The 20,328-nt window shown below is 64.7% G+C and carries 20 protein-coding genes and 1 pseudogene; 9 read left to right on the plus strand and 12 right to left on the minus strand.

Annotation, left to right across the window (positions count from 1 at the left end; translation table 11 throughout):
• The first annotated feature begins 42 nt into the window (after nucleotides 1-42).
• The 6 genes and pseudogenes from QO207_RS21715 (at nucleotide 43) to QO207_RS21735 (ending at nucleotide 4,180) form a co-directional block, all read left to right on the plus strand.
• Entirely contained in the window at nucleotides 43-609 is a 567-nt protein-coding gene (locus QO207_RS21715) for a hypothetical protein (RefSeq protein WP_301534360.1), read from the plus strand.
• 200 nt (nucleotides 610-809) lie between these two features.
• Nucleotides 810-1,403: a hypothetical protein gene (locus QO207_RS21720; protein ID WP_301534361.1), complete on the plus strand. Its 594-nt coding sequence runs from the start codon at nucleotides 810-812 to the stop codon at nucleotides 1,401-1,403.
• 645 nt (nucleotides 1,404-2,048) lie between these two features.
• The gene (locus QO207_RS21725) at nucleotides 2,049-2,528 is read left to right on the plus strand and encodes a hypothetical protein (protein WP_301534362.1); all 480 of its coding nucleotides are present in this window, start codon (nucleotides 2,049-2,051) and stop codon (nucleotides 2,526-2,528) included.
• 127 nt (nucleotides 2,529-2,655) lie between these two features.
• Nucleotides 2,656-2,772, plus strand: a pseudogene (locus tag QO207_RS31550) (gamma-glutamylcyclotransferase); the annotation flags it as partial.
• A gap of 108 nt (nucleotides 2,773-2,880) precedes the next feature.
• Nucleotides 2,881-3,414: a hypothetical protein gene (locus QO207_RS21730; protein WP_301534363.1), complete on the plus strand. Its 534-nt coding sequence runs from the start codon at nucleotides 2,881-2,883 to the stop codon at nucleotides 3,412-3,414.
• 76 nt (nucleotides 3,415-3,490) lie between these two features.
• Nucleotides 3,491-4,180 carry a GNAT family N-acetyltransferase gene (locus tag QO207_RS21735; RefSeq protein WP_301534364.1) on the plus strand — a complete coding sequence of 230 codons (690 nt, stop codon included), beginning with the start codon at nucleotides 3,491-3,493 and terminating at the stop codon, nucleotides 4,178-4,180.
• A gap of 92 nt (nucleotides 4,181-4,272) precedes the next feature.
• Here QO207_RS21735 and QO207_RS21740 read toward each other — a convergent pair whose 3' ends face one another.
• The 8 genes from QO207_RS21740 to QO207_RS21775 form a co-directional block, all read right to left on the minus strand.
• Nucleotides 4,273-4,731, minus strand: a complete 459-nt coding sequence (locus QO207_RS21740) for a hypothetical protein (protein ID WP_301534365.1) — start codon at nucleotides 4,729-4,731, stop codon at nucleotides 4,273-4,275.
• Nucleotides 4,732-4,775: 44 nt separating this feature from the next.
• Nucleotides 4,776-5,219, minus strand: coding sequence for a hypothetical protein (locus tag QO207_RS21745; RefSeq protein WP_301534366.1), 444 nt, complete (start codon nucleotides 5,217-5,219; stop codon nucleotides 4,776-4,778).
• A 210-nt stretch (nucleotides 5,220-5,429) separates the two neighbouring features.
• The gene (locus QO207_RS21750) at nucleotides 5,430-6,476 is read right to left on the minus strand and encodes a helix-turn-helix domain-containing protein (RefSeq protein ID WP_301534367.1); all 1,047 of its coding nucleotides are present in this window, start codon (nucleotides 6,474-6,476) and stop codon (nucleotides 5,430-5,432) included.
• Nucleotides 6,477-6,666: 190 nt separating this feature from the next.
• Nucleotides 6,667-7,440, minus strand: a complete 774-nt coding sequence (locus QO207_RS21755; protein WP_301534368.1) for an alpha/beta fold hydrolase — start codon at nucleotides 7,438-7,440, stop codon at nucleotides 6,667-6,669.
• Between the two features lie 123 nt (nucleotides 7,441-7,563).
• Nucleotides 7,564-8,400 (minus strand): oxidoreductase, encoded by an 837-nt coding sequence (locus QO207_RS21760; RefSeq protein WP_301534369.1) that lies wholly within the window; start codon nucleotides 8,398-8,400, stop codon nucleotides 7,564-7,566.
• Nucleotides 8,401-8,431: 31 nt separating this feature from the next.
• Nucleotides 8,432-8,932: a cytochrome P460 family protein gene (locus QO207_RS21765; RefSeq protein WP_301534370.1), complete on the minus strand. Its 501-nt coding sequence runs from the start codon at nucleotides 8,930-8,932 to the stop codon at nucleotides 8,432-8,434.
• Between the two features lie 14 nt (nucleotides 8,933-8,946).
• The gene (locus QO207_RS21770) at nucleotides 8,947-9,954 is read right to left on the minus strand and encodes an alpha/beta fold hydrolase (protein ID WP_301534371.1); all 1,008 of its coding nucleotides are present in this window, start codon (nucleotides 9,952-9,954) and stop codon (nucleotides 8,947-8,949) included.
• Nucleotides 9,955-10,010: 56 nt separating this feature from the next.
• Nucleotides 10,011-11,360: an epoxide hydrolase family protein gene (locus QO207_RS21775; RefSeq protein WP_301534372.1), complete on the minus strand. Its 1,350-nt coding sequence runs from the start codon at nucleotides 11,358-11,360 to the stop codon at nucleotides 10,011-10,013.
• A 222-nt stretch (nucleotides 11,361-11,582) separates the two neighbouring features.
• Between QO207_RS21775 and QO207_RS21780 the strand changes: the two genes are divergently transcribed.
• The 3 genes from QO207_RS21780 to QO207_RS21790 all read left to right on the plus strand — a co-directional run bounded on the left by QO207_RS21780 (nucleotide 11,583) and on the right by QO207_RS21790 (nucleotide 15,531).
• The gene (locus tag QO207_RS21780; RefSeq protein ID WP_301534373.1) at nucleotides 11,583-14,444 is read left to right on the plus strand and encodes a PAS domain-containing protein; all 2,862 of its coding nucleotides are present in this window, start codon (nucleotides 11,583-11,585) and stop codon (nucleotides 14,442-14,444) included.
• The gene (locus tag QO207_RS21785; protein WP_301534374.1) at nucleotides 14,444-14,815 is read left to right on the plus strand and encodes a response regulator transcription factor; all 372 of its coding nucleotides are present in this window, start codon (nucleotides 14,444-14,446) and stop codon (nucleotides 14,813-14,815) included. The genes QO207_RS21780 and QO207_RS21785 overlap by 1 nt, the downstream gene beginning before the upstream one ends.
• Nucleotides 14,816-14,904: 89 nt before the next feature.
• The gene (locus QO207_RS21790) at nucleotides 14,905-15,531 is read left to right on the plus strand and encodes a response regulator transcription factor (RefSeq protein WP_301534375.1); all 627 of its coding nucleotides are present in this window, start codon (nucleotides 14,905-14,907) and stop codon (nucleotides 15,529-15,531) included.
• A gap of 7 nt (nucleotides 15,532-15,538) precedes the next feature.
• On the opposite strand, the gene QO207_RS21795 is transcribed toward QO207_RS21790, so the two are convergent.
• The 4 genes from QO207_RS21795 to QO207_RS21810 form a co-directional block, all read right to left on the minus strand.
• The gene (locus QO207_RS21795) at nucleotides 15,539-18,373 is read right to left on the minus strand and encodes a winged helix-turn-helix domain-containing protein (protein ID WP_301534376.1); all 2,835 of its coding nucleotides are present in this window, start codon (nucleotides 18,371-18,373) and stop codon (nucleotides 15,539-15,541) included.
• Nucleotides 18,374-18,547: 174 nt separating this feature from the next.
• Nucleotides 18,548-18,964 (minus strand): organic hydroperoxide resistance protein, encoded by a 417-nt coding sequence (locus tag QO207_RS21800; RefSeq protein WP_301534377.1) that lies wholly within the window; start codon nucleotides 18,962-18,964, stop codon nucleotides 18,548-18,550.
• Nucleotides 18,965-18,987: 23 nt separating this feature from the next.
• The gene (locus QO207_RS21805) at nucleotides 18,988-19,368 is read right to left on the minus strand and encodes a hypothetical protein (RefSeq protein ID WP_301534378.1); all 381 of its coding nucleotides are present in this window, start codon (nucleotides 19,366-19,368) and stop codon (nucleotides 18,988-18,990) included.
• Between the two features lie 175 nt (nucleotides 19,369-19,543).
• Entirely contained in the window at nucleotides 19,544-20,293 is a 750-nt protein-coding gene (locus QO207_RS21810; protein ID WP_301534379.1) for a creatininase family protein, read from the minus strand.
• Nucleotides 20,294-20,328 lie beyond the last annotated feature (35 nt).

Here is a 20,328-nt window from a genome sequence, read left to right on the forward strand (position 1 = left end):
GTACATCGACGCTCCCGAGGATTTCCAAAGAAGGACTCTGCCATGAAAAAATTTATCGCATTCGTGGCCATTTCAACAGCCGTTACCTCCACCACTAGCAGAGGTGAATCTCCGTCAACTGTAGAACCAGAGACCAGAAAATTCTGTAACTACTACATCGATGGAAATCTATCAAGAAATATAAAAAATATTGAATCAACAACAAACAACGGCATACAAAAAAACAAAATAACCACAACAATAAAAGCAGGAAAAAATCTCATCAAGACCGACATCGAGATATCTTGCTACACAACATCATCACCCGCATCCACTGAACCAAGAGGCGCCAAGTCAGAAATAGAGCTCGAAGACTCAGGGGGCCGATACTATCGGATAGTAAACTGGGAGAAAGAAGTACGAGGCAAAAACTGGCTAGGAACCATGGCCTACGTTAGCTCAATATTTGGCGATGGAGAGAGGAGTGTTATCCCCCAGCAATTCCTTACATGCCCGAACCTGCCTCGCAGCCCGTGCTTTTACATACACATATCCACTCCCACGCAACTATCAAAAGGAGATTCAATACAAATCATAAATGCCATGAAAGATATATCTATAAAACCATAAAGCAATCAGTCTGGAGAAAGACATGTGCGTTTTGTGAGGCACCACCATAACTGCTCTAGACATCATTACAGGTCACGCTCTAGCCAACGCATAAAAAACGAAAAAATCTGGCTCTATTGTGAACTTTTAAAATCAAAACGAGACGCCACTGGAGAACAACCTAAGGACTCAAGCATCCAGTAATATCTGGAAAATACCAAATGATAAAGTTGAATAACTTCAAAACATTACTCATAGCGATCACGACTCAATCATCTGTGGCTTTTGCAGCCACAGAAATAACCACCTGTGAGGCAAAAAATATATATCCGCCCAATTACACCCCAAGGCTTATAACAAAAGGCTCTCCAACAGAACACACTTCCTCAGCAAGCCAAGATTGCAGGGTGACTTTTCTAGACACTAAACACAACAACCAGACAAATGATGAATATATAAAGACCTACTCACCAGTAAAATCTTGGTCTTGTGTAAATGCAGGCGAAGCACTTCAGTACGGATACGACACAGACGATGAAAAAATTACTTATTCTTACAAAGTCAAATCATGGAAACTCTCTTCGCATAGCGCCAAAAAAAGCAACACGAAGCTCTACAATATAAAATCAAAAAATCCCTATGGTTATCTAATAACAAAGAGCACCGCGCCTTACAACTTTCACTTCTGCATGGTACAAAATTACCAAGCACTGTGTGGAGACGGTAACATCCCAGTCACTGAGGCCCAAGAAATAACAAGGCTAAAGAAAATCCTAAGTAGCTTCCAATTCGAAACAGTTGAAAGCAACAACTGAAAAAACACAACGATATCTCCTGATAAGCGAGAGCGAATATCCGGCATAAACCAAGGAGTTTTATCAAGATCTACTTTAGCACCCTCAATATTGCTCACATTTAAATCCTATCCTATAACTCCAGATAAATACCGAAGAAAAGCAGACAGGCAAAAAATGAAAATAAGATCAGCAATCTTAGCAATCTTAGCAATCTCTATCTGCTTCTTGCCAATTTCGATCCCTGCCAGAGCAGAGATCATTAACTTCTTTCCGTCAGACGACAGCAAGGTTACGATCAGAATAAACAACAACGAAGTAGAGATAATCAACAGAGACGCGCTAGAAAATAAATTAGAATTCGACACAGAAAAAACATTAAACATAGAAATCTCTGACTATGACTTTGACAAAAATCTAGACTTCTCCATATGGCACTCCGACGATGGGAAGGGAGTGTACGACATATACAGAATTTTCTTGTACAACAAAAAAACCAAAACATTCGTCGAAGCACAATCGAAATGTGGAGATGAATTTATAAACGTGAACATAGATAAAAAAACAAAGACAATCGCAAGCACAATCTTTGAAGATAACACCCCGAAAACTTGCCACACAAAGCTATAAGAAAAAATAGCCATCCGACAGCGATCAAAACATCTCGTGAAGACCCTGCTCCCACTTATAGCCAGCATAGTATTCTCATCAACCTCTCTGGCGGACTCATGCCAATCCGCCAAAGAACTAATATCCACCAATCTCTATGAGAGCAATGAATATAGAAATTTCACCTGCGGCGAGAAAAAATGCACACCAGATGTCTTCTCCGCAAGAATATCCATAGAAGCCATAGACCTCGGAAATAACTTAACAGGCTGTTTTGCGACCACAATAAATAAGGCGGCAAACTCCTACATAGGATTTTATCTAATCCAAAACAACAAGCCAAACCAGCAGTTCATTTTCTTCGGTTCATACCTATGCATAACAAAAATCATTAAGAACGACCACTACGTAATAACCGGAGAGGAGCGTATAGACTCCGAAAGCAAAGAGAGATACACATTCAAATGGAATGGGGAAAACTACATTTCAACCTCTGCGAAGTTCAGACACTCTCCAGAAGACCTAAAATGCCAGTAATCCAAGATATATCCAATCTTCAGGAGAAAAGGGAACTGATTTATTTCCAATCCCCATTCCTGAGCCTGCACCAACCAGTCCTAGAGCAGAAAATAAATCTGCTCCCTTTCCGGACAGTGGCCGGGGGTTCCAGTCCGAGCACCTCGCCGAACACTGGGACGCGCTGGACCGCTTCGAAGGCGCCGAATACCAGCGCGTGCTGACCGCGGTCACCCTGGCCGACGGGCAGCAGGTCCAGGCGTAAATCTACGCGCTGCGCTGAGCTGGAACTGCCAACGCTTCGGCGGTAATTTCGGCAGCGGCGGCTAATACTCTCGGCCGCTCGATTCCCTCTCAGACATGGACGTTACCGATGAAACTGCGCCTGCTTTGCGCCAGCCTGCTCTCCGTCAAACTGCTGTTCGCCTGCACCCTCGCCCACGCCGCCGATGCGCCGGCGATTCCCAAGCCGCTGGAGGAACAGGTCGCGCGCCTGGTGGAGCTGTACAAGGACGGCTTTGCCACCGGCTACCCCGAGGCGACCCGGGTGCAGACCCTGAAGATCGGCAAGGACAGCGAGATAATCCTGGCGGTGTTCACCATCGAAGGCTTCGACATGGGCAACAACTACAGCCAGTACCTCGCCGCCTTCACCCCCAGCGCCAACGAGGAAGGCGTGATCCACTACACCCTGCTGGATGCGCTGGCCATCGGTGGCGGCGGCTGGCGCTCCATCGACAAGCTGGACGCGCGCCTGGTCAGCGACTCGTCCACTGGTGCGACCCGTTTCGACGTGCCGGTGATGGAAAACACCGACGACGACTCGCCGAACTTCCCCAGCCGCGCCGGGGTGATCCACCTGAGCCTGGAAGGCTCGCAGTCGGTACGACTGGTGGAGAGGAACTGAAGGTTCGCGCCGGCAGGGGTTACAATGACGCCCCTGCCGACCCACTGAGGTCGGGCAAGCCCGGAGCCCGTTTCAGATGTTCACCCTCGCCCTCCTCGACAACCCGCCGCCCGAGTCCCTGAAGAGCCAGGTGCTGCAGATGGTGGTGGACTACTTCAGCGATATCAGCCCGGTGCCGCTGACGCCCAGCAACCCGCTGTTCCAGCTGTACCAGTACGTGATCGGCTTCGAGGTGCACCTGTACCTGCAGGGCATGGACAGCGCCAACCCGAGCGGCACGCGCCTGCTGCTGGCGCTGGATGACGAAGACCCGTCGCAGGTGCTGGGCTTTGCCCTGTACCTGCCGAGCCAGGACGACGAGCAGGCATGCACCCTGGCCTACCTGGCGGTGAGCGCCAGCCACCGGCGCCGGGGTATCGCCCGTGCGCTGCTGCAGCGCATGCTGGAACACCGGCCACACGCGGAGCTGGCCTGCGCTGCGGGCAAGGTGCCGGTCTTCGAGTTGCTGGGGTTCCGCGTGCTGGCGGCGCAGGGGCCGCATGTGCTGCTCAATACCCGCGAGCAGCGTTCCGACGGCATGGTGGCGGTGCAGGACTGGGCGCCGATCTACCAGACCAGGGAGGTGCGGCAGATCCACGCCTACCTGCTCAAGCAGAACGGCGCCAAGGCCATGAGCGATGCCGAGCGCAAGCGCGACCGCCTGCTCGACCAGATGACCTACCAAGCGCAGCAACTGGTGCAGGAACGTTTCCCGACCCTGCACTGATACCCCGCCCTACCCTGCGCGACACGCGCTCCCACCCGCCATCGGGCGGGAGCACGCCTGGCTAAAACCGACTCAGCTCAAACCGAGCCGCTTCAGAACGACCAGTTGGTAACGACGCTGTCCTTGTCGAACTCGAACGACAGGGAGTTGCTGGCGCTGTTGCCCTGCGGCTTGCCGGTCAGCTCGCCGAGGGAGGTGCTGGCACGGTCCACGTTGGTGCTGTTGTAGCCCTTGCCCTTGGCCTCGGACAGCGCCGAGGCCACCTTGTCGCCGCCGGGGATGCTGCCGGCGAGGTTGTACAGCGAGTTCAGGTCATCGCCGGCGCTGCGCTTGTGATAGACCAGCGACAGGCTGCCGTCGCTGCGGCTGTTGCGCGAATCCGGCGAGCCGTACAGGGCCTGGATTTCGTTCAGCGTGGTCTTGTGCGGGATGACGTGCGAGCGCACGTAGGCATCGTTGAACTTGTCTTCGCCGCCGCCCAGGGTGCTGCACCCGGCGGCCGTCAGCAGGGCGATGGCGAGAAAGCTGAATTTCACGAAAGGCACGGGCATGTTGAACTCCATGGTTTTGCTGGGTCGTCGAACAGGGAATGGCATCAGCTGCCGGGCCGCGCGAACGAATAGTCGTTGCAGCCACCCGGGTAGCTTTTCCACGTCTTGAAGTTCGTGATGGTGTTGCTCTGGTCGTACGTCAGTTCCAGCCGGCATTCCAGAGTTCTTGTGCTCTGTACGCTGTTGGGGGTGACGGTTACGCCTCCGGGCCCAGGGCCGGCGGAGAGGGTGTTGTAGCTGGTGCTCGATGACCAGGTACGGATGTAGCGCCAGCGCGCCACGGGATGGCCGCTGGAATCCTCGACGATATCGGTCGGCTCGCCGAACTCGGCCACGGCGCTTTGCAGCGGCTGCCCTTCCCAGTTGCGGGCGTTGATCACGTCCGGAATGCTCGGGAAGAGGTTGGCCGTGTCGAATTTCCCGTTGCTGCATCCCGAGAGGAACGCCAGACAGGAAATACCGAAGAAAAGGTGCAATCCATTGCGCAAGGGATAATCCTTCAACCTGCTTCAGCAACTCCCAGGCACCGCCCATTGCCGGGCGTTGGTCCGGGGCAGGAAGGTTCGGGGAATTGCCTGGATCGCCCGGAAAAAGCCCGCCGGACGGCCCTGAAATAATCTGAAACCGATTATAGGGAGCGGGCTTTTGCGCGGATGGAAATCTCTTGCCTGGGCGTCTCGGACTCTTGCCTGAGCGTCTCAGCCGCTCTTCATCTGGCTCAGCACGCTGTGCAACGAGGCGCGATGGCGGGCATGCGCCGGTTGCGGGCGTTCGCCCTGCTGGCCGGCCAGCGCCAGGTCACGCGCTTCCGTGGGCGAGTAGCCGAAGGCAGCACGGAAGGTGCGGCTGAAGTGGGCGTCGCTCTTGAAGCCGAACTGGAACGCCAGCCCCGATACCCGGTACTGCCGGCCCAGGTCGGCCTGCAGCAGTTCGCGGGCCTTGCTCAGCCGGCGCAGCTGGACGTAGGCCGCCACTCCCGACTCCTGGGCGAACAGCCGGTACAGCCGCGCCCGCGAGATGCCCAGCCGCCGGCAGAGGAAGTCCGGCGTCAGCTCGGGGCTCTGCAGGTGCTGCTCGACCAGTTGGCGGGCGCGGTTGAACAGGCTGTGGTCGATCTCCGCCTCGGCGCTTTCCAGGTTCGCCAGCCCCGGCGCCATCGCCGCCGCGACCAGCGCCAGGGTGGCCTGCTGCACGTGGGGGATTTCCTCGGGAGTGAAGCTGGGCAGGCGCTGGCGCAGGGCACGCATGTGATCGCCCAGCAGCTCGCTCAGCCCACCCTGCAGGACCAGCCCGTGGAAGCCCTTGTGCCCCAGCCGGGGGCTGAGCAGATCGCGGGGAATGGTCAGGATGATGGTGTCGCCGGCAGCGATGACGCTGTCCAGCTCGCGGGCCAGGTCGAGTACGTAGATCTGCGAGCTGCCGGCGCTGAGCGTCGTGCGGCCGGCGGAACCGCTGATGGAGTGGGACAGGCTCAGGCACAGGTAATAGTGGTCGAGGCCGTCGCGGCGGATCATCTGCAGCGGGCGCTTGACGTCGTAGTGCACCGGCTGCCCTTCGCCCTGCCAGGTACCGCAGCCCATCAGCAGCGAGCCGACGTAGCTGGTGGCGAGGTGGTAGTTGAAGGCCGAGGACTGTGGCGCGCCGATGTTGATGTCGAAGATGGCGTTGACCTCTTCGCGCCAGACTTCGAAACGCGACTTCTGCGGGTACGGCTGGGTGCTGAACGTGAAGACCGGATGTTCCATGAATACTCCGCTTTCGTGACAGCGCCCCGCGATGACGTGCCGAGGGGCCACGGGGACCAGCGACCGGCCAGAGCGCCGGACGCCGTCCACAAGCGAAAAATTCTAACGCCAGGCGACGCGTCGCCGCCACCTTCGCTGCGACAGGCCGCCGCAGGCGGGCCGGCAGCACTGCCCGGCGCCACCCTTGGGGTCAGTACCCGACCGCGGCTTGCTCGATGGAGCGGGCCACGGCGTCGGGGTGCGAAACCATGACGACATGGGACGCCCCGCCGACCACCTCGACACCTTTGGCATGGGCGCGCTGGGCCATGAAAGCCAGGGCCTGCGGCGGGATGTTGCGGTCCTGGTCGCCATACACGAACCACGAGGGAATGGCCTGCCAGGCGGCCGCGCCGGCCTTCTCGTTCAGCGCCGCTTCGGTGACCGGTCGCTGCGCCGCTGCCATTAGCGCAGCTTCACCGGCGGACACATCGGCGGCGAACTGGTCGTGGAACCTGTCCTGCTGGATGTACAGGTCCTTGCCGCCATCGGCCAGCGGCACCGGGGCCGCCAGGGTCGGGCCGAGGGTGCTGCCGGGGAACCTGCCGGCCAGCTCGGCGGCACTCTCGCCTTTTTCCGGGGCGAACGCGGCGACGTAGACCAGCGCCTTGACGTTGGGCCGGTCGCTGGCCGCCGCGCTGATCACATTGCCGCCGTAGGAATGGCCCACCAGCACCACCGGGCCCTTGATGCTGCCGACGATGTTGCCGATATAGGCACCATCGCTGGCCACGCCGCGTAGCGGGTTGGCGGCGGCGATCACGCTGTAGCCGTCCTTTTCCAGGATGCGGGTCACGCCGTTCCAGCTGGAAGCATCGGCGAAGGCGCCGTGTACCAGCACCACGGTCGGTTTCACCGGGGCCGCGCAAGCACCGCCGGTCAGCAGGCCGCTGACGAGGGCCAGGGCGGTGAGGGTCTTGTTCATGGTGGTTCTCCTGATTCAGAGGGAATCTCGTCTGCTTTTCGTAGGAGCGAGCTTGCTCGCGATCGCCTGTCACCGGACGTCACTGAGCGAAGCGGGTTCGCGAGCAAGCTCGCTCCTACAGGGTCAGTGAGGTGCGGGGAAATCGCTGGACTGGCTCAGCTCGCGCCACAGGCGCAGCTCCGCCAGCCGTGCCTTGTCGGCGTTCTCGATGGCCACCAGCGCGTCGCTGCCCAGGGCCAGGCGCAACGGCGGACGATCCATCCAGGCCACCGCGAGGATCGCCTGCGCGGCGCGCTGCGGGTCGCCCGGCTGGTTGCCGTCATAGGCCCGCTGCCGGCGTGCCACGGCACCGACCACGGCGTCGTACTCGAAGCGCCCTTCGGCCAGCGTTGTCGAGGCGCCGGCGAAGTCGGTGCGCAGGCCGCCGGGTTCGATGATCGTCACCCGCACACCGACCTGCGCCATCTCCCGCGCGAGTACTTCGGAGAAGCCCTCCACGCCCCACTTCGCCGCCGAGTAAGGGGCGCGTCCCGGCGCACCGATGCGCCCGCCCACCGACGACAGCTGGATGATGTGGCCGCTGCGCTGGCGGCGCAGGAGCGGAATCGCCGCCTTGGTGACGATGATGGTGCCGAACAGGTTGGTCTCGATCTGCCGGCGGAATTCCTCCAGCGAGGTGTCTTCCACCGAGTTGACGTTGCCGAAGCCGGCGTTGTTGAACAGCACATCGAGCCCGCCGAACTCCTCGACCATCTGCGCCACGGCATCCTGCGCGGCGGCCGGGTCGGTGACATCCAGCGGCGCCAGGCTCAACGTCTGCGGATAGAGCCGGGCGAGATCGGCCAGGGCGTCCGGGTCGCGGGCGGTGGCCAGGAGGCGGTGCCCGGCCTGCAGCACCGCTTCGGCCAGCGCCCGGCCCAACCCGCGGGAACAACCGGTGATCAGCCATCGTTGGTTCATGGGAACCTCCACGGTTCGCAAGGTACGGCTCTCAAGGTGCGTAGCGGGTGAACACCAGGTCGTGGTCCTTCACCCGCGCCTGATGGCAGGCCAGGCAGGTCTGGTGCTGTGCCTCGTCGGCGGGCTTGCCGTCGATGAAGCGGGCAAAGCCCCAGCCGCCGGTGGCCGCGTACTTCTTCGAGTCCTTGACCATGAACTGCACGGTGGTGGCGGCGCCGGGGATCGACGCCGGCTCGAACTCCGGCGACTGCACGTGCTTCCAGGCGAGCTTGGCCAGCACGCTGCCGTCGGGGAACGGCAGCGTGCCGGCGCGGTAGGCCTTCATGGCGATGTCGTTGCCCAGCACGGCGCGCAGTTCGTTCAGCGGCGCCGCCTCCTGGGCCGGCGCCACCAGCTGCCAGTTGCGGTAGCCCTCGGGCATGCGCACGCCGTAGATCGGCGAGGCATCGCCGTCGGCCCTGGCGCCTGCCGTCACCAGCAGGGCGAAGCCGGCCAGGGCGATGCGCCGCAGCGGGGTTGCTGTGAGGTTCATGGCGGCTCTCCGGCTCACAGGTGATCGGCGTCGACCACCGCCTTGACGAAGGCGTCCGGCGCCTCCTGCGGCAGGTTGTGGCCGATGCCGCCAGTGATCAGGCGGTACTCGTACTTGCCGCTGAAGCGCTTGGCGTAAGCCTCTGCCGGCGGATGCGGTGCACCGTTGGCGTCACCTTCGAGGGTAATGGTCGGCACCTTGATGCTCGGGAAGGCGGCCAGTTTCTTCTCCAACTCCGCGTAGCGCGGCTCGCCTTTGGCGAGGTTCAGGCGCCAGCGGTAGTTGTGGATGGAGATCGCGCCGTGGTCGGGGTTGTCCAGGGCCTGGGCGCTGCGCTCGAAGGTGGCGTCGTCGAACTTCCATTGCGGCGAAGCCAGTTGCCAGATCAGCCTGGCGAACTCGTGGCGGTATTTCTCGTAGCCGGCCTTGCCGCGTTCGGTGGCGAAGTAGAACTGATACCACCACTGCAACTCGGCGGCCGGCGGCAGCGGCACCTTGCCCGCTTCCTGGCTGCCGATCAGGTAGCCGCTCACCGACACCAGCGCCTTCACCCGCTCCGGCCACAGCGCCGCGACTATGTCCGCGGAGCGCGCGCCCCAATCGTAGCCGGCCAGCACGGCGCTCTTGATCTTCAGCGCATCCATGAAGTCGATGACGTCCACCGCCAGGGCGGCCGGCTCGCCATTGCGCTGGGTAGCGGCGGAGAGGAAGTGCGTGTCGCCATAGCCACGGGCATAGGGAACCAGCACGTGGTAACCCTTGGCAGCCAGTTGCGGCACCACTTCGGTGTAGCTATGGATGTCGTAGGGCCAGCCGTGCAGCAGAATCACCACCGGGCCATCGGCCGGGCCGGCTTCGGCGTAGGCGACATTCAGCAGGCCGGCATCGACGTGCTTGAGCGCGCCGAAGGCCGGGTCTGCTGCCGGCGCCGTGGCGGCTTGCGCCTGGGCACCGGCTACAGCCTGGGCGAGGACGATGGCCAGCGCCGAAGCGCCGAGAGTCGGGTATTTGAACAGGGTCATCACAGGTCTCCAGGGCAGGCGCGCGGCCCGCCCGGTGGTTGCCGGCAAGCGGCGATCTAGTGGCTGGTCAGGCTGGCGCGCAGCGGGCGGAAGGCTTCGCGCAGCTCCTCGCTGAACAGCTGCGGCTGCTCCCAGGCGGCGAAGTGGCCGCCCTTGCTCACCGCATGGAAGTAAGCCAGCGACGGATAGGCGCGCTGCGCCCAGCTCCTGGGTGCGCGGTAGATCTCGCCGGGGAAGACCGTGATGGCCACCGGCACCCTGATCTGCGCGGTCTTCTGCGCGGCGGCGCTGAAGTTGTTGTTGTTGTTTTCCCAGTAGAAGCGCGAGGAGGACGCGCCGGTGTTGGTCAGCCAGTACAGCGAGATATCGTCGAGCATCTCGTCGCGGCTCAGCACGCGCTCGGGCTCGCCGCCGCTGTCGGTCCAGGCGGCGAACTTCTCGTACATCCAGGCGGCCATCCCGGCGGGCGAGTCGGCCAGGGAGTATCCGATGGTCTGCGGGCGGGTCACCATCATCGCGCCGTAGGCGGCATTGCGGCCGAAGAAGCTGCTCAGCGCATCGAACGCGCGGCGCTCATCCGCGCCCAGCCCGGCGGGCGCCGGGGCGCCGCTGTTGATCGGCCCGACCAGCTCCGGCGGCACCGTCGCCGGCATGTTCAGGTGGATGCCGAGCAGGCCGGGCGGGGCCAGGCGGCCGAGGGCATCGGAGATCACCGAGCCGTGGTCGCCGCCCTGGGACACATAGTGGCTGTAGCCCAGGCGATGCATCAGCACGTCCCAGGCGCGGGCCACCCTGTCCGGGCCCCAGCCGGTGGCGGTCGGCTTGCCGGAAAAGCCGTGGCCGGGAATGGCCGGGATCACTACGTCGAAAGCGTCTTCCGCACGCCCGCCGTAGGCCACCGGGTCGGTCAGCGGGCCGATGGTTTTGAGGAACTCCAGCGGCGAGCCGGGCCAGCCGTGGGTGAGGATCAACGGCATGGCGTGGGGCTCCTTCGAGCGCACGTGGATGAACTGGATGTCCACGCCATCGATGCGGGTGATGAACTGCGGCAGCGCGTTGAGCCTGGCTTCGGCGCGGCGCCAGTCGTAGTCCTTGCCCCAGTAGTCCACCAGCGCGCGGACCTTCTCCAGCTGGATGCCCTGGGAGGCGTCGCCCACGGTTTCGCGGTCCGGCCAGCGCGTCGCGGCGATGCGCCGGCGCAGGTCGTCCAGCTGCTCCTGGGGCACCTGGATGTGGAGCGGCCGCACGCTGTCGTCAGCGCTGGCGGTGCTGCTGACGGTGGCGGCAAAGGTTTGTTGCAGCAGGTGATGCTGGCCGTCGCCGAGCAGGAACAGGCCCACGGCGGTGGCCATGAGCGTGCGGCTGAAGCGGCGACGAAACTGGGGCGATAGCGTGGCGGCTGGCATGGTCGATCTCCCTGATTCACTGGCCGACGGATCGGCGACCTGCAGCGATCTCAACAAAGCCCGACAGTTGCGGCGATTGCACCATGGTGTCGGTCGATACCTTGGTATCGGCTTTACTCGACCACGCGCCTGCAGTGCCGCAGGCGACACCTAGGTATCATTGGCAGCCCTGCCAGCCAGGCGCATGCTCGCCCCTCGGCCAGCGCCGGAAGAGGAAGCGGTATGCACAACGAAGTCGTCGACAAGCTGCCCGACATGGCGTGGACCGCCAGCGTCGAGGGCCGCCTGGAGAGCGTCAACCAGGCCTGGCGCAACTATGCCGGCCGCGACCTCGATGCCCACGACGAACACGCCTGGCAGGCGCTGGTGCATCCCGATGACCTGCCTGCGCTGCGGCGGGGCTGGGAAGCCAGCCGCCAGTCCGGCGTTGCCCGCGACCTGCAGGCGCGCCTGCGCCGGCACGACGGCGTGTACCGACGTTTCCTGCTGCGCGCCCGCCCGCTCACCAACGACCGCGGCGAGCCCGCCGGCTGGTGCGGCCAGCACATCGATATCGACGACCTGCTGCCCGCGCCGCCGGTCACCGTGACGCGCGAGACGCAGGAGCTGATCGACAGCATTCCCGCGCTGATCTCGCTGATGACGCCTGCGGGCGAGCTGGAGTGCGTCAACCGCCACAACCGCGAGTACCTGGGCGCCAGCTTCGACGAGCTGCGGCGCTGGACCAGTTCCGACACCATCCACCCCGAAGACCTGCCCCATGCGCTGAAAGCCTGGAAGCATTCGGTCGCCACAGGCGAGCCCTACAACTTCCAGCAAAGGGTGCGCGGTGCGGACGGCATCTACCGCTGGTTCCACGTGCGTGCCCTGCCCCACCGTGACGCCCGCGGGCAGATCCAGCGCTGGTTCGTGCTCAAGGTGGACATCGACGAGCAGAAGCGCGACCAGGCGCTGATCGCCCAGGCCCGCGAGTCGCTGGCCCGCGCGCTGGAGGAGGTGAGCGTCTCCGAAGATCGCCTGCGCACGCTGATCGATGCCGTGCCCGGTTTCGTCTGGCGTACCGGCCCGGACGGCAGCGTGGAATTCCTCAACCAGCGCTGGTTCGACTACACCGGCATGACCCCGGAAAGCGCCGCCGGCGTGGGCTGGATGACCGCCGTCCACCCCGACGATGCGCCGGCGCTGGGCGTCTACTGGCAAGGCCTGCTCGAAGCCGGCAGCGCCGGCGAGTTCGAGGCCCGCCTGCGGCGGGTCGATGGCAGCTACCGCTGGTTCCTGATCCGCGCGGTACCCCAGCTGGACGCCACCGGCCGCGTGCTGAAGTGGTACGGCGGCAACACTGATATCCACGTGCGCAAGCGCGCCGAACTGCTGCTGGCCGGCGAGAAACGCCTCCTCGGCCTGATGGCCGGCGGCTGCGCCCTGCCCCAGGTCCTGCAGACCCTATGCGAGCTGGTGCAGGACAACCTCGAAGGCAGCCGCTGCGCCATTACCCTGGTCGCGCCCCGCCATGGCCGCGTGGCGGAGGCGACACTGCGCCTGCAAGCCGGCGCCGCGCCACATCTGCCGGTGGCCTTGCAGGGTACGGCCGACGGCCAGCCGGTCGGCGCGCAAAGCAGCCCCCAGGCGCTGGCGGTGCTGCTGGGCGCCACGGTGCAGGTCGATGACCTGGCCGGCGAGGTGCGCTGGCCGGAGTGGTGCCGGCAGGCCCGCGAAGCCGGTATCCAGGCCCTTGCGGCGACGCCCGTGGTGTCTACCGCTGGCGAGGTGAGCGGCATCCTCTCGGTGTGTTTCGAGCAGCCCCATGCCACGGATGAAAACCAGCACGCGCTGATCGCGCAGTTCACCCACCTGGCCAGCATCGCCATCGACCGCGCCCGCAGCGAAGCGGCCCTGCGCCAGAGCGAAGCCTTCCTGGCCAAGGCCCAGCGCATCAGCCTCACCGGCACCTTCTCCTGGCGCGTGGACAACGACGAGATCGCCTGGTCGGAGGAAATCTACCGCCTGCTCGATCTGCAACCGGGCCTGACGCCGAGCTTCGCGCTGATCTTCTCGCGTATCCACCCGGATGACCGCAGCACGGTAGAGGACATGCTCAAGCGCCAGCGCCGCGACGGCCGCGACTTCGAGCACGAACACCGGCTGCTGCTGCCCAATGGCAGCGTGCGGCATGTGCACCTGGTCGCCCAGGCCACTCGCGAAGCCGACGGTGCGCTGCTGTATATCGCCACGGCGCAGGATGTCACCCAGCGCCGCCGCGCCGAGGAAACCCTCAACCGCACCCGCGCCGAACTGGCCCATGTCGCCCGCGTCGCCAGCCTCGGCGCGCTGACCGCTTCCATCGCCCACGAGGTCAACCAGCCGCTGGCGGGGATCATCACCAACGCCAGCACCTGCCTGCGCATGCTCGGGGCCCAGACGCCGAACCTGGAGGGCGCGCGGGAGACCGCACGGCGCACCATCCGCGACGGCAACCGTGCAGCGGACGTGATCAAGCGCCTGCGCGCCTTGTTCACCCGTCACGAGGCGGTCAGCGAGCCAGTCGATCTCAACGAGGCCACGCGGGAGGTGATCGCCATGCTGCACAACGAGCTGCAGCGCAACGGCGTGAACGTGCTGCCCGCACTGCCGGAACACCTGCCGACCGTGGTGGGCGACCGCGTGCAGCTGCAACAGGTGATAGTCAACCTGATCCTCAATGCCATCGACGCGCTGGGCGAGGTACACGACCGTCCCCGGCAGCTGCGCATCAGCACCGGCCATGATCTGGACGCGAGTATCTTCCTCGCGGTGCGCGACAATGGCGCAGGCTTCGCCGCGGAAGATGCCGGGCGCCTGTTCGATGCCTTCTTCAGCACCAAGCAGGCGGGCATGGGCATCGGCCTGTGGGTCAGCCGCTCGATCATCGAGCACCACGCCGGGCGGGTCTGGGCCACCACCCATGACGGGCCGGGCTCGACCTTCATCTTCGCGCTGCCGCAGGCGTCGGCGCAGTCGCACGCCCAAGGCACTCATGACCAGGGCGCTTACGACCAGGGCGTTTACGACCAAGGCACCCACGACCAACCGACGGAGAATCGCTGATGGCCACGCCCCTGCTCGTGTCGGTGGTCGATGACGACGAATCGGTGCGCGAATCCCTGCCGGACCTGCTGCGCGAGTTCGGCTTCGAGGTGTGCGCGTTCTCCTCGGCCGAGGACTTCCTCGCCTCCGACGCGCTGCTGAGTACCCGTTGCCTGATCCTCGATGTGTCGATGCCGGGCATGAGCGGGCCGCAACTGCAGAAGAAACTGGCCCTGCAGGCGATTCCCGTGCCGATCATCTTCATCACCGCCTACAGCGACGCCACCACCTGCCCCCGGCTGATCGCCCAGGGCGCAGTGGCCTGCCTGCTCAAGCCGTTCAGCGAAGCGGAGCTGCTCAAGGCGCTCAGCGCCGCCCTGCCGGTCGGCTGACAGGCCGGTCGACGCCACTCGGAGGACATGGCATGTTGCATCCCTACCCCCCTCACCCCGGCCCAGCCAAGCGAACGGAGAACCGGTCGATGCAAGAGACGACGCCCATCGTCTACGTGGTCGACGACGACATTTCGGTGCGCGAGTCGCTGGAGCTGCTGATCCGCTCGGCCGGCTGGCGGCCGGTACTGTTCGACGCCGCCAGCGCCTTCCTCGACGAGCCGCCGAGCCTTGCGCCCTGCTGCCTGGTGCTGGACGTCAACCTGCCGGACCTCAACGGCCTCGACCTGCAGCGCAGCGTGGCCGGCGCGCGCCCGGCGCTGCCGATCATTTTCATTACCGGCTATGGCGACGTACCGCTCACCGTACGCGCCATGAAGGCCGGCGCCGTGGAGTTCCTCACTAAGCCGTTCGACAGCGACACGCTGCTGCAGGCCATCGCCGATGCCCTGGAAAACAGCCGCGCCGCCCTCGGCCAGCAGACGCGCCTCGACGCCCTGCGCCAGGCCTACGCGCTGCTGACCCAGCGCGAAAGGGAAGTGCTGGAGATGGTGGTGGCCGGTCGCCTGAACAAGCAGGTCGCCGCTGACCTGGGCATCAGCGAGATCACCGTCAAGGCGCACCGTGGCCGGGTCATGCGCAAGATGCAGGCGCGCACCCTGCCGGACCTGGTGAACATGGCAGCGCTGCTCGCCATTACTTCCGCAGCGCGCTGAGCTCGACTCAGGCGCTGCTCAAGGTGCAACGCAGCGCTTCCAGCTGACGCACGTCCAGCGTGTCGAGACCTTCGCCCGGCTGGCAGGCATCCAGCAGCGCCAGCGCCTCGGCGGTTTTCCCCTGCTTTGCGCGCAGCCGCGCCAGGTCCAGGCTGGAGCGCAGCACCCAGGCACGGGCGCCCTGTTCGCGGGCCAGGGCCAGCGAATCCTGCAGCACGCCTTCCACCACTCGATCACCCTCCTCGCCCAGCGCCTCGATGATCTGCGCCTGGATGCGCAGCAGTTCCGGCAAGGCATAGGCATCGCCACTGCTGCGGCAGTGGGCAATCGAGCGTTGCGCCACCACCGCTGCGCGACGGAATTCACCGGCGAGGATCAGGCCTTCGGCCAGGGCGATCTCGAAGGAGGTGGTGAGCAGCTCGTAACGCATGCCGTGCAGGCGCTTGAGGCTTTCCTCCAGCAGGCGCACGGCGTCGCCGGGCTGCCGGCGACGGATCGCGATGGCCGCGCGCAGCCCGCCGGTCGCGGCCTGGTAGGGGCCGAAGGCATTGGCCTCGGCGAGGCGGCTGAAGGTCGCCAGGCTGCGCTCGGCCTTGTCCAGCTCACCGGTCCAGATATGGATGCACAGCGTCCACACCAGGGCGATGCAGTGGGTGGTGGGATGATTGAGTTCGGCCGCCTCGGCTTCCACCTGGTCTGCCCAGCGACGTGACTGGTCGGCGCAGCCGAGCAGCCAGAGCGTGCGCGCCAGGGCCAGGCCGGTGCGATTGTGGTGGTCGAAGCCATAGTGCAGCGTGCGGCTGCGCTCCGAGGGCAGGCTGTTGCGCAGGGACTTCTCCAACTCCTCGCGCGCCCGCTCCTGGTCGCCCAGCAGATGGTGGGAAATGCCGGCGAGCGAAGCCGCCACTGCCACCGCTTCCGGCTCGCCCAGGGTGTCGCCGACCAGCACCGCACGCTCGGCCCAGGCCAGCGACGAGGCGAAGTCGCCGATGCGCTCGTAGAAGATCTGCAGCAACCCCAGCAGACGCAGCTCGGCCCAGTGGTCGCCCAGCGCCACGGCGATTTCCAGTGCGCGCAGCAGGGCCTTGCCGGCGGCTTCGCTGTTGCCGCGGGTGAACATCAGCACCAGGCCGAGGGCCGCCTGCAACTCCATTTCGGTGGGCGTGCCGAAGTAGCCCAGTTCCAGCAGCTCGGTGGCCCGCGCGCACCAGGTGCGGCATTCCACCTGCAGCGAATAGTGCAGGAACAGCGGCGCACTGGCTGCCGCCAGCGGCAGCGCCAGACCGGGGTCGCCCTGTGGGCCGAAGCTCCACTCCAGCGCGCTGCGTACGTTGCCGAGCTGGCTGGCCAGGCGGGCACAGCCCTGGTAGCTCACCTCCGGCACGCTGCCCAGCTGCTCCAGCAGCCACAGGTAGTACGCCGCATGGCGGAAGGCCAGGGCGTGGGCCTCTTCATGGCCATGGGCGGCGGCCTTTTCGCGGGCGAAGGCGCGGGTCATTTCCAGCAGTCGGTAGGCCGTGGCGGTGTCACTGCGATCTACCGCCACCAGCCCCTTGGAGGTCAGTTCGTCGAGGATCGCCGCGGCTTCCAGCGCATCGATTCGCGCGTCACCGACTATCTGCGCGGCAGCCTCCTGGGAGAAAGGCCCGACGAATACCGAAAGGCGGTCGAACACCAGCCGCTCGTTCTCGCCCAGCAGACCGTAGCTCCAGTCGAGCATCGCGCGCAGCGTCTGGTGGCGCGGCTGCGCCGTGCGCCGGCCGGCCCAGCCAAGGGAGAAGCGCTCGCCGAGCAGGCCGTGGGTGGCCTGCACGCCATGGATGGCCACTCGCACCGCCGCCAGCTCGATGGGCAGCGCCATGCCGCCCAGGCGCCGGCACATGTCGGCGATCAGCAGCGGGTCGCCGTCCTGCAGTTGCAGCGAAGCGTTGGCGGCCTGGGCGCGTTCGACGAACAGCCGCACGGCCGGGAACTGCAGCAGGGTTTCCACCGCCAGGCCGTGGGGTTCTTCGGGAAAGTCCAGCGGGCCCAGCCAGTGCGCTTCTTCGTCCCGCGCACGCAGGGGCTCGCGGCTGGTCGCGAGCAGGCCGACACCGGGGGCAACCTCGCGGATGCGTTCGGCCAGGGCGGACACCACGTCCACCACGTGTTCGCAGTTGTCGACGATCAGCAGCAGGTCCTGCCCCTGCAGGTGCGCCAGCAGCACCGCCAGCGGGTCCTCGGCCTGCACCGCAACGCCCAGCGCGGCGGCCAGGGCCGAAGCCACCAGTTGCTCGTCCTCGACCTGGGCCAGGTCGATGAAGCGCACGCGCTGCCGACGCTCCAGCGCCAGGCGATGGCCCACCTCGTTGGCCAGGCTGGTCTTGCCGACCCCGCCGGTGCCGACGATGGTGTAAAGCCGTGGCTCACGCAGGCGCTGCAGGATCATCTGCACGTCGGCCTCGCGGCCGATCAGCTTCACCCGCGGTGGCAGGCTGCCGACGCCTTCGCCGAGGATCGCCACCGGCCGGGCCGGCGGTGGCGCCTCGACGCCGTGCCGGACCGGCGCGACGAAGGCGTAGCCGACGCCAACCTGGGTGGCGATGTAGCGCGCACCGTCCTCACCATCGCCCAGGGTGCGGCGCAGACCGGTCATGTGGAAGCGCAGGCTGCCCTCTTCCACCACCATGTCGGGCCACACGCGCTTGAGCAGCTCGCGCTTGGAGAGCACGCGGCCGGGCTTTTCCAGCAGCGCCAGGAGCAGGTCGAAGGCCCGCCCGCCGATGTCCATCGGCAGCGAATCGCGGGTGAGCAGGCGCTTGTCGGGCAGGACGCGGAAAGGACCGAATTCGATCGGCGTCATCGAGGCTGGGGGCGAATCGTCCGCTGCGGACTCCACGGGGTGTCTCTTCGGAGGTTGGAGTGGGCGCGAGGCTGGCCCGCAAGTCCTGGAAGGATAGGAGTTTCGCGCGCGCGATCAAGCCTTGTCAGCGGGCTTTTATGCGGGCCATCACGCTACGGCCGCTGGCGAAATCGCTCAGCGCAGGCTGACGCTGACCAGCATGTTGCCGCGCAGGGCCTTCGAATACGGGCAACTCTGGTACGCGGCATCCACCAGCCGCTGCGCCAGTTCCGGGTCCAGGCCCGGCAGCTGGATCGCCAGGTGCGCGCGCAGGAAGAAACCGAGCTCGCCATGCATCAGTTCGACCTCGGCGTCCACCGCCGTGTCCGCCGGGAACTCCAGCCTGCGAGCGTTGGCGGCATGCCTCAGCGCGCCGATGAAACTGGCCGACCAGCCGGCAGCGAGCAACTGCTCGGGATTGCTGCCCTGCCCTGGCGCCCCTGGCGGCGTCAGCCGGACCTGCAGGCGACCATCATCACTGCGTGCTTCACCATCACGGCCGCCGCGGGACTGCACGCGGGCGGTGTAGAGAACCTTCTCGATCGACTGCATCGGGTCTTCCTGAAAGCCTGAATTCAATGGGCGGCGACGGTACGCCTGCGGCGTGCCGGTCTTTTCGGCTCGGCCGCGTCGAGCGGTGGCAGGCGGCGGCAGGCACCTAGCTCGTGCCGGGCCAACTCCAGCAGCCAGGCACGAAAGGGCACCGCCGGGTCATAGCTGGCGCGCTGCCGGTCTACCTGGCGCAGCGTGGCGCGCAGCAGCTCGCCGATGTCCTGCTGGCCGATGCGGCCGGCCTGCGCCTGGCCCTCGAAGAAGGCGATCAGTAGCGGCAGCACGGCCATGTAGAGTTGCCGCGACGCGGCCTCGCCGGGCTCGCCGGAACCGAGGATCAACGCACCGAACTCGGCATTGCTGCGCCGCCCCGCCAGATTCATGCAGCCATCATGCTGGGTCATGGAGGCCTCCCTGGTTAGCCAATGACACCCGGCTGCCAGAGTGGCAAGGCCGGCGCAATCAGGCGAGTTATCTGCTGTTAGCTCCTGTTAGCCGCCTGGATTGTGCTCGGCGCAAAAAGCAGAAACCCGAGCCAGGCTCGGGTTTCCGTGAGGATGACGCTACGGGCGGCAGCACTCAGAACGGCGAAGGTTCCGCGCTGAACGCCGCGACCGCCTGCACCAGTCCCTGGGCCGCCAGCATCACCAGCTCGCCGCCCTTCTCCGGCGTGGCCAGGCCCGGATCGGAGCCCATGCGGCCGTCCGGATGGCGTGCGCGGAAGTCCGCCGCCTCGCGGATCGGCCCCCAGTTGGCGATCGCCGGCGAGTACTCGGCGGCCTTGATGTGCTGCGGATAGGCCCACTGGGTGACGGCGATTTCCGAGGGTGTCGCGTGGATGCCGTGGCCCTTGGGGAACTGCCGGTTGGCCAGCTCACCAACGCCTTCCAGGTCCCACCAGTTGCACAGTTTCAGCGCGAAGCCGGCCGGGCGCCGGGCGAAGCTGGCCTGGGCGTAGAGCTCGGAGAAGGCGGCCTCGATGGAGGCGACGTTGCCGCCGTGGCCATTGAGGAAGAGGATCTTCTCGAAACCGTGGGCGGCCAGGGAATTCACCCAGTCGCAGATGGCGGCGATGAAGGTCGAGGGGCGCAGTGTGATGGTGCCGGGGAAGCCCAGGTGGTGCTGCGCCATGCCGATGTTGAAGGTCGGCGCGATGAGGATGTCCGCCGCCTTCTGCGCTTCGTGAGCGATGATTTCCGGGCACATCCAGTCGGTGCCCAGCAGGCCGATGGGGCCGTGCTGCTCGTTGGAACCAATGGGAATGACGATGGTGCGGCTGCGGCCGAGGAACTGTTCGATCTCGGACCAGGTGCAAAGGGGCAGGAGCATGGGAACCTCGCGATTCGACGGACAGGCTTGCCAAC

Source organism: Pseudomonas sp. CAN1 (assembly GCF_030462585.1).
Classification (GTDB): Bacteria; Pseudomonadota; Gammaproteobacteria; order Pseudomonadales; family Pseudomonadaceae; genus Pseudomonas.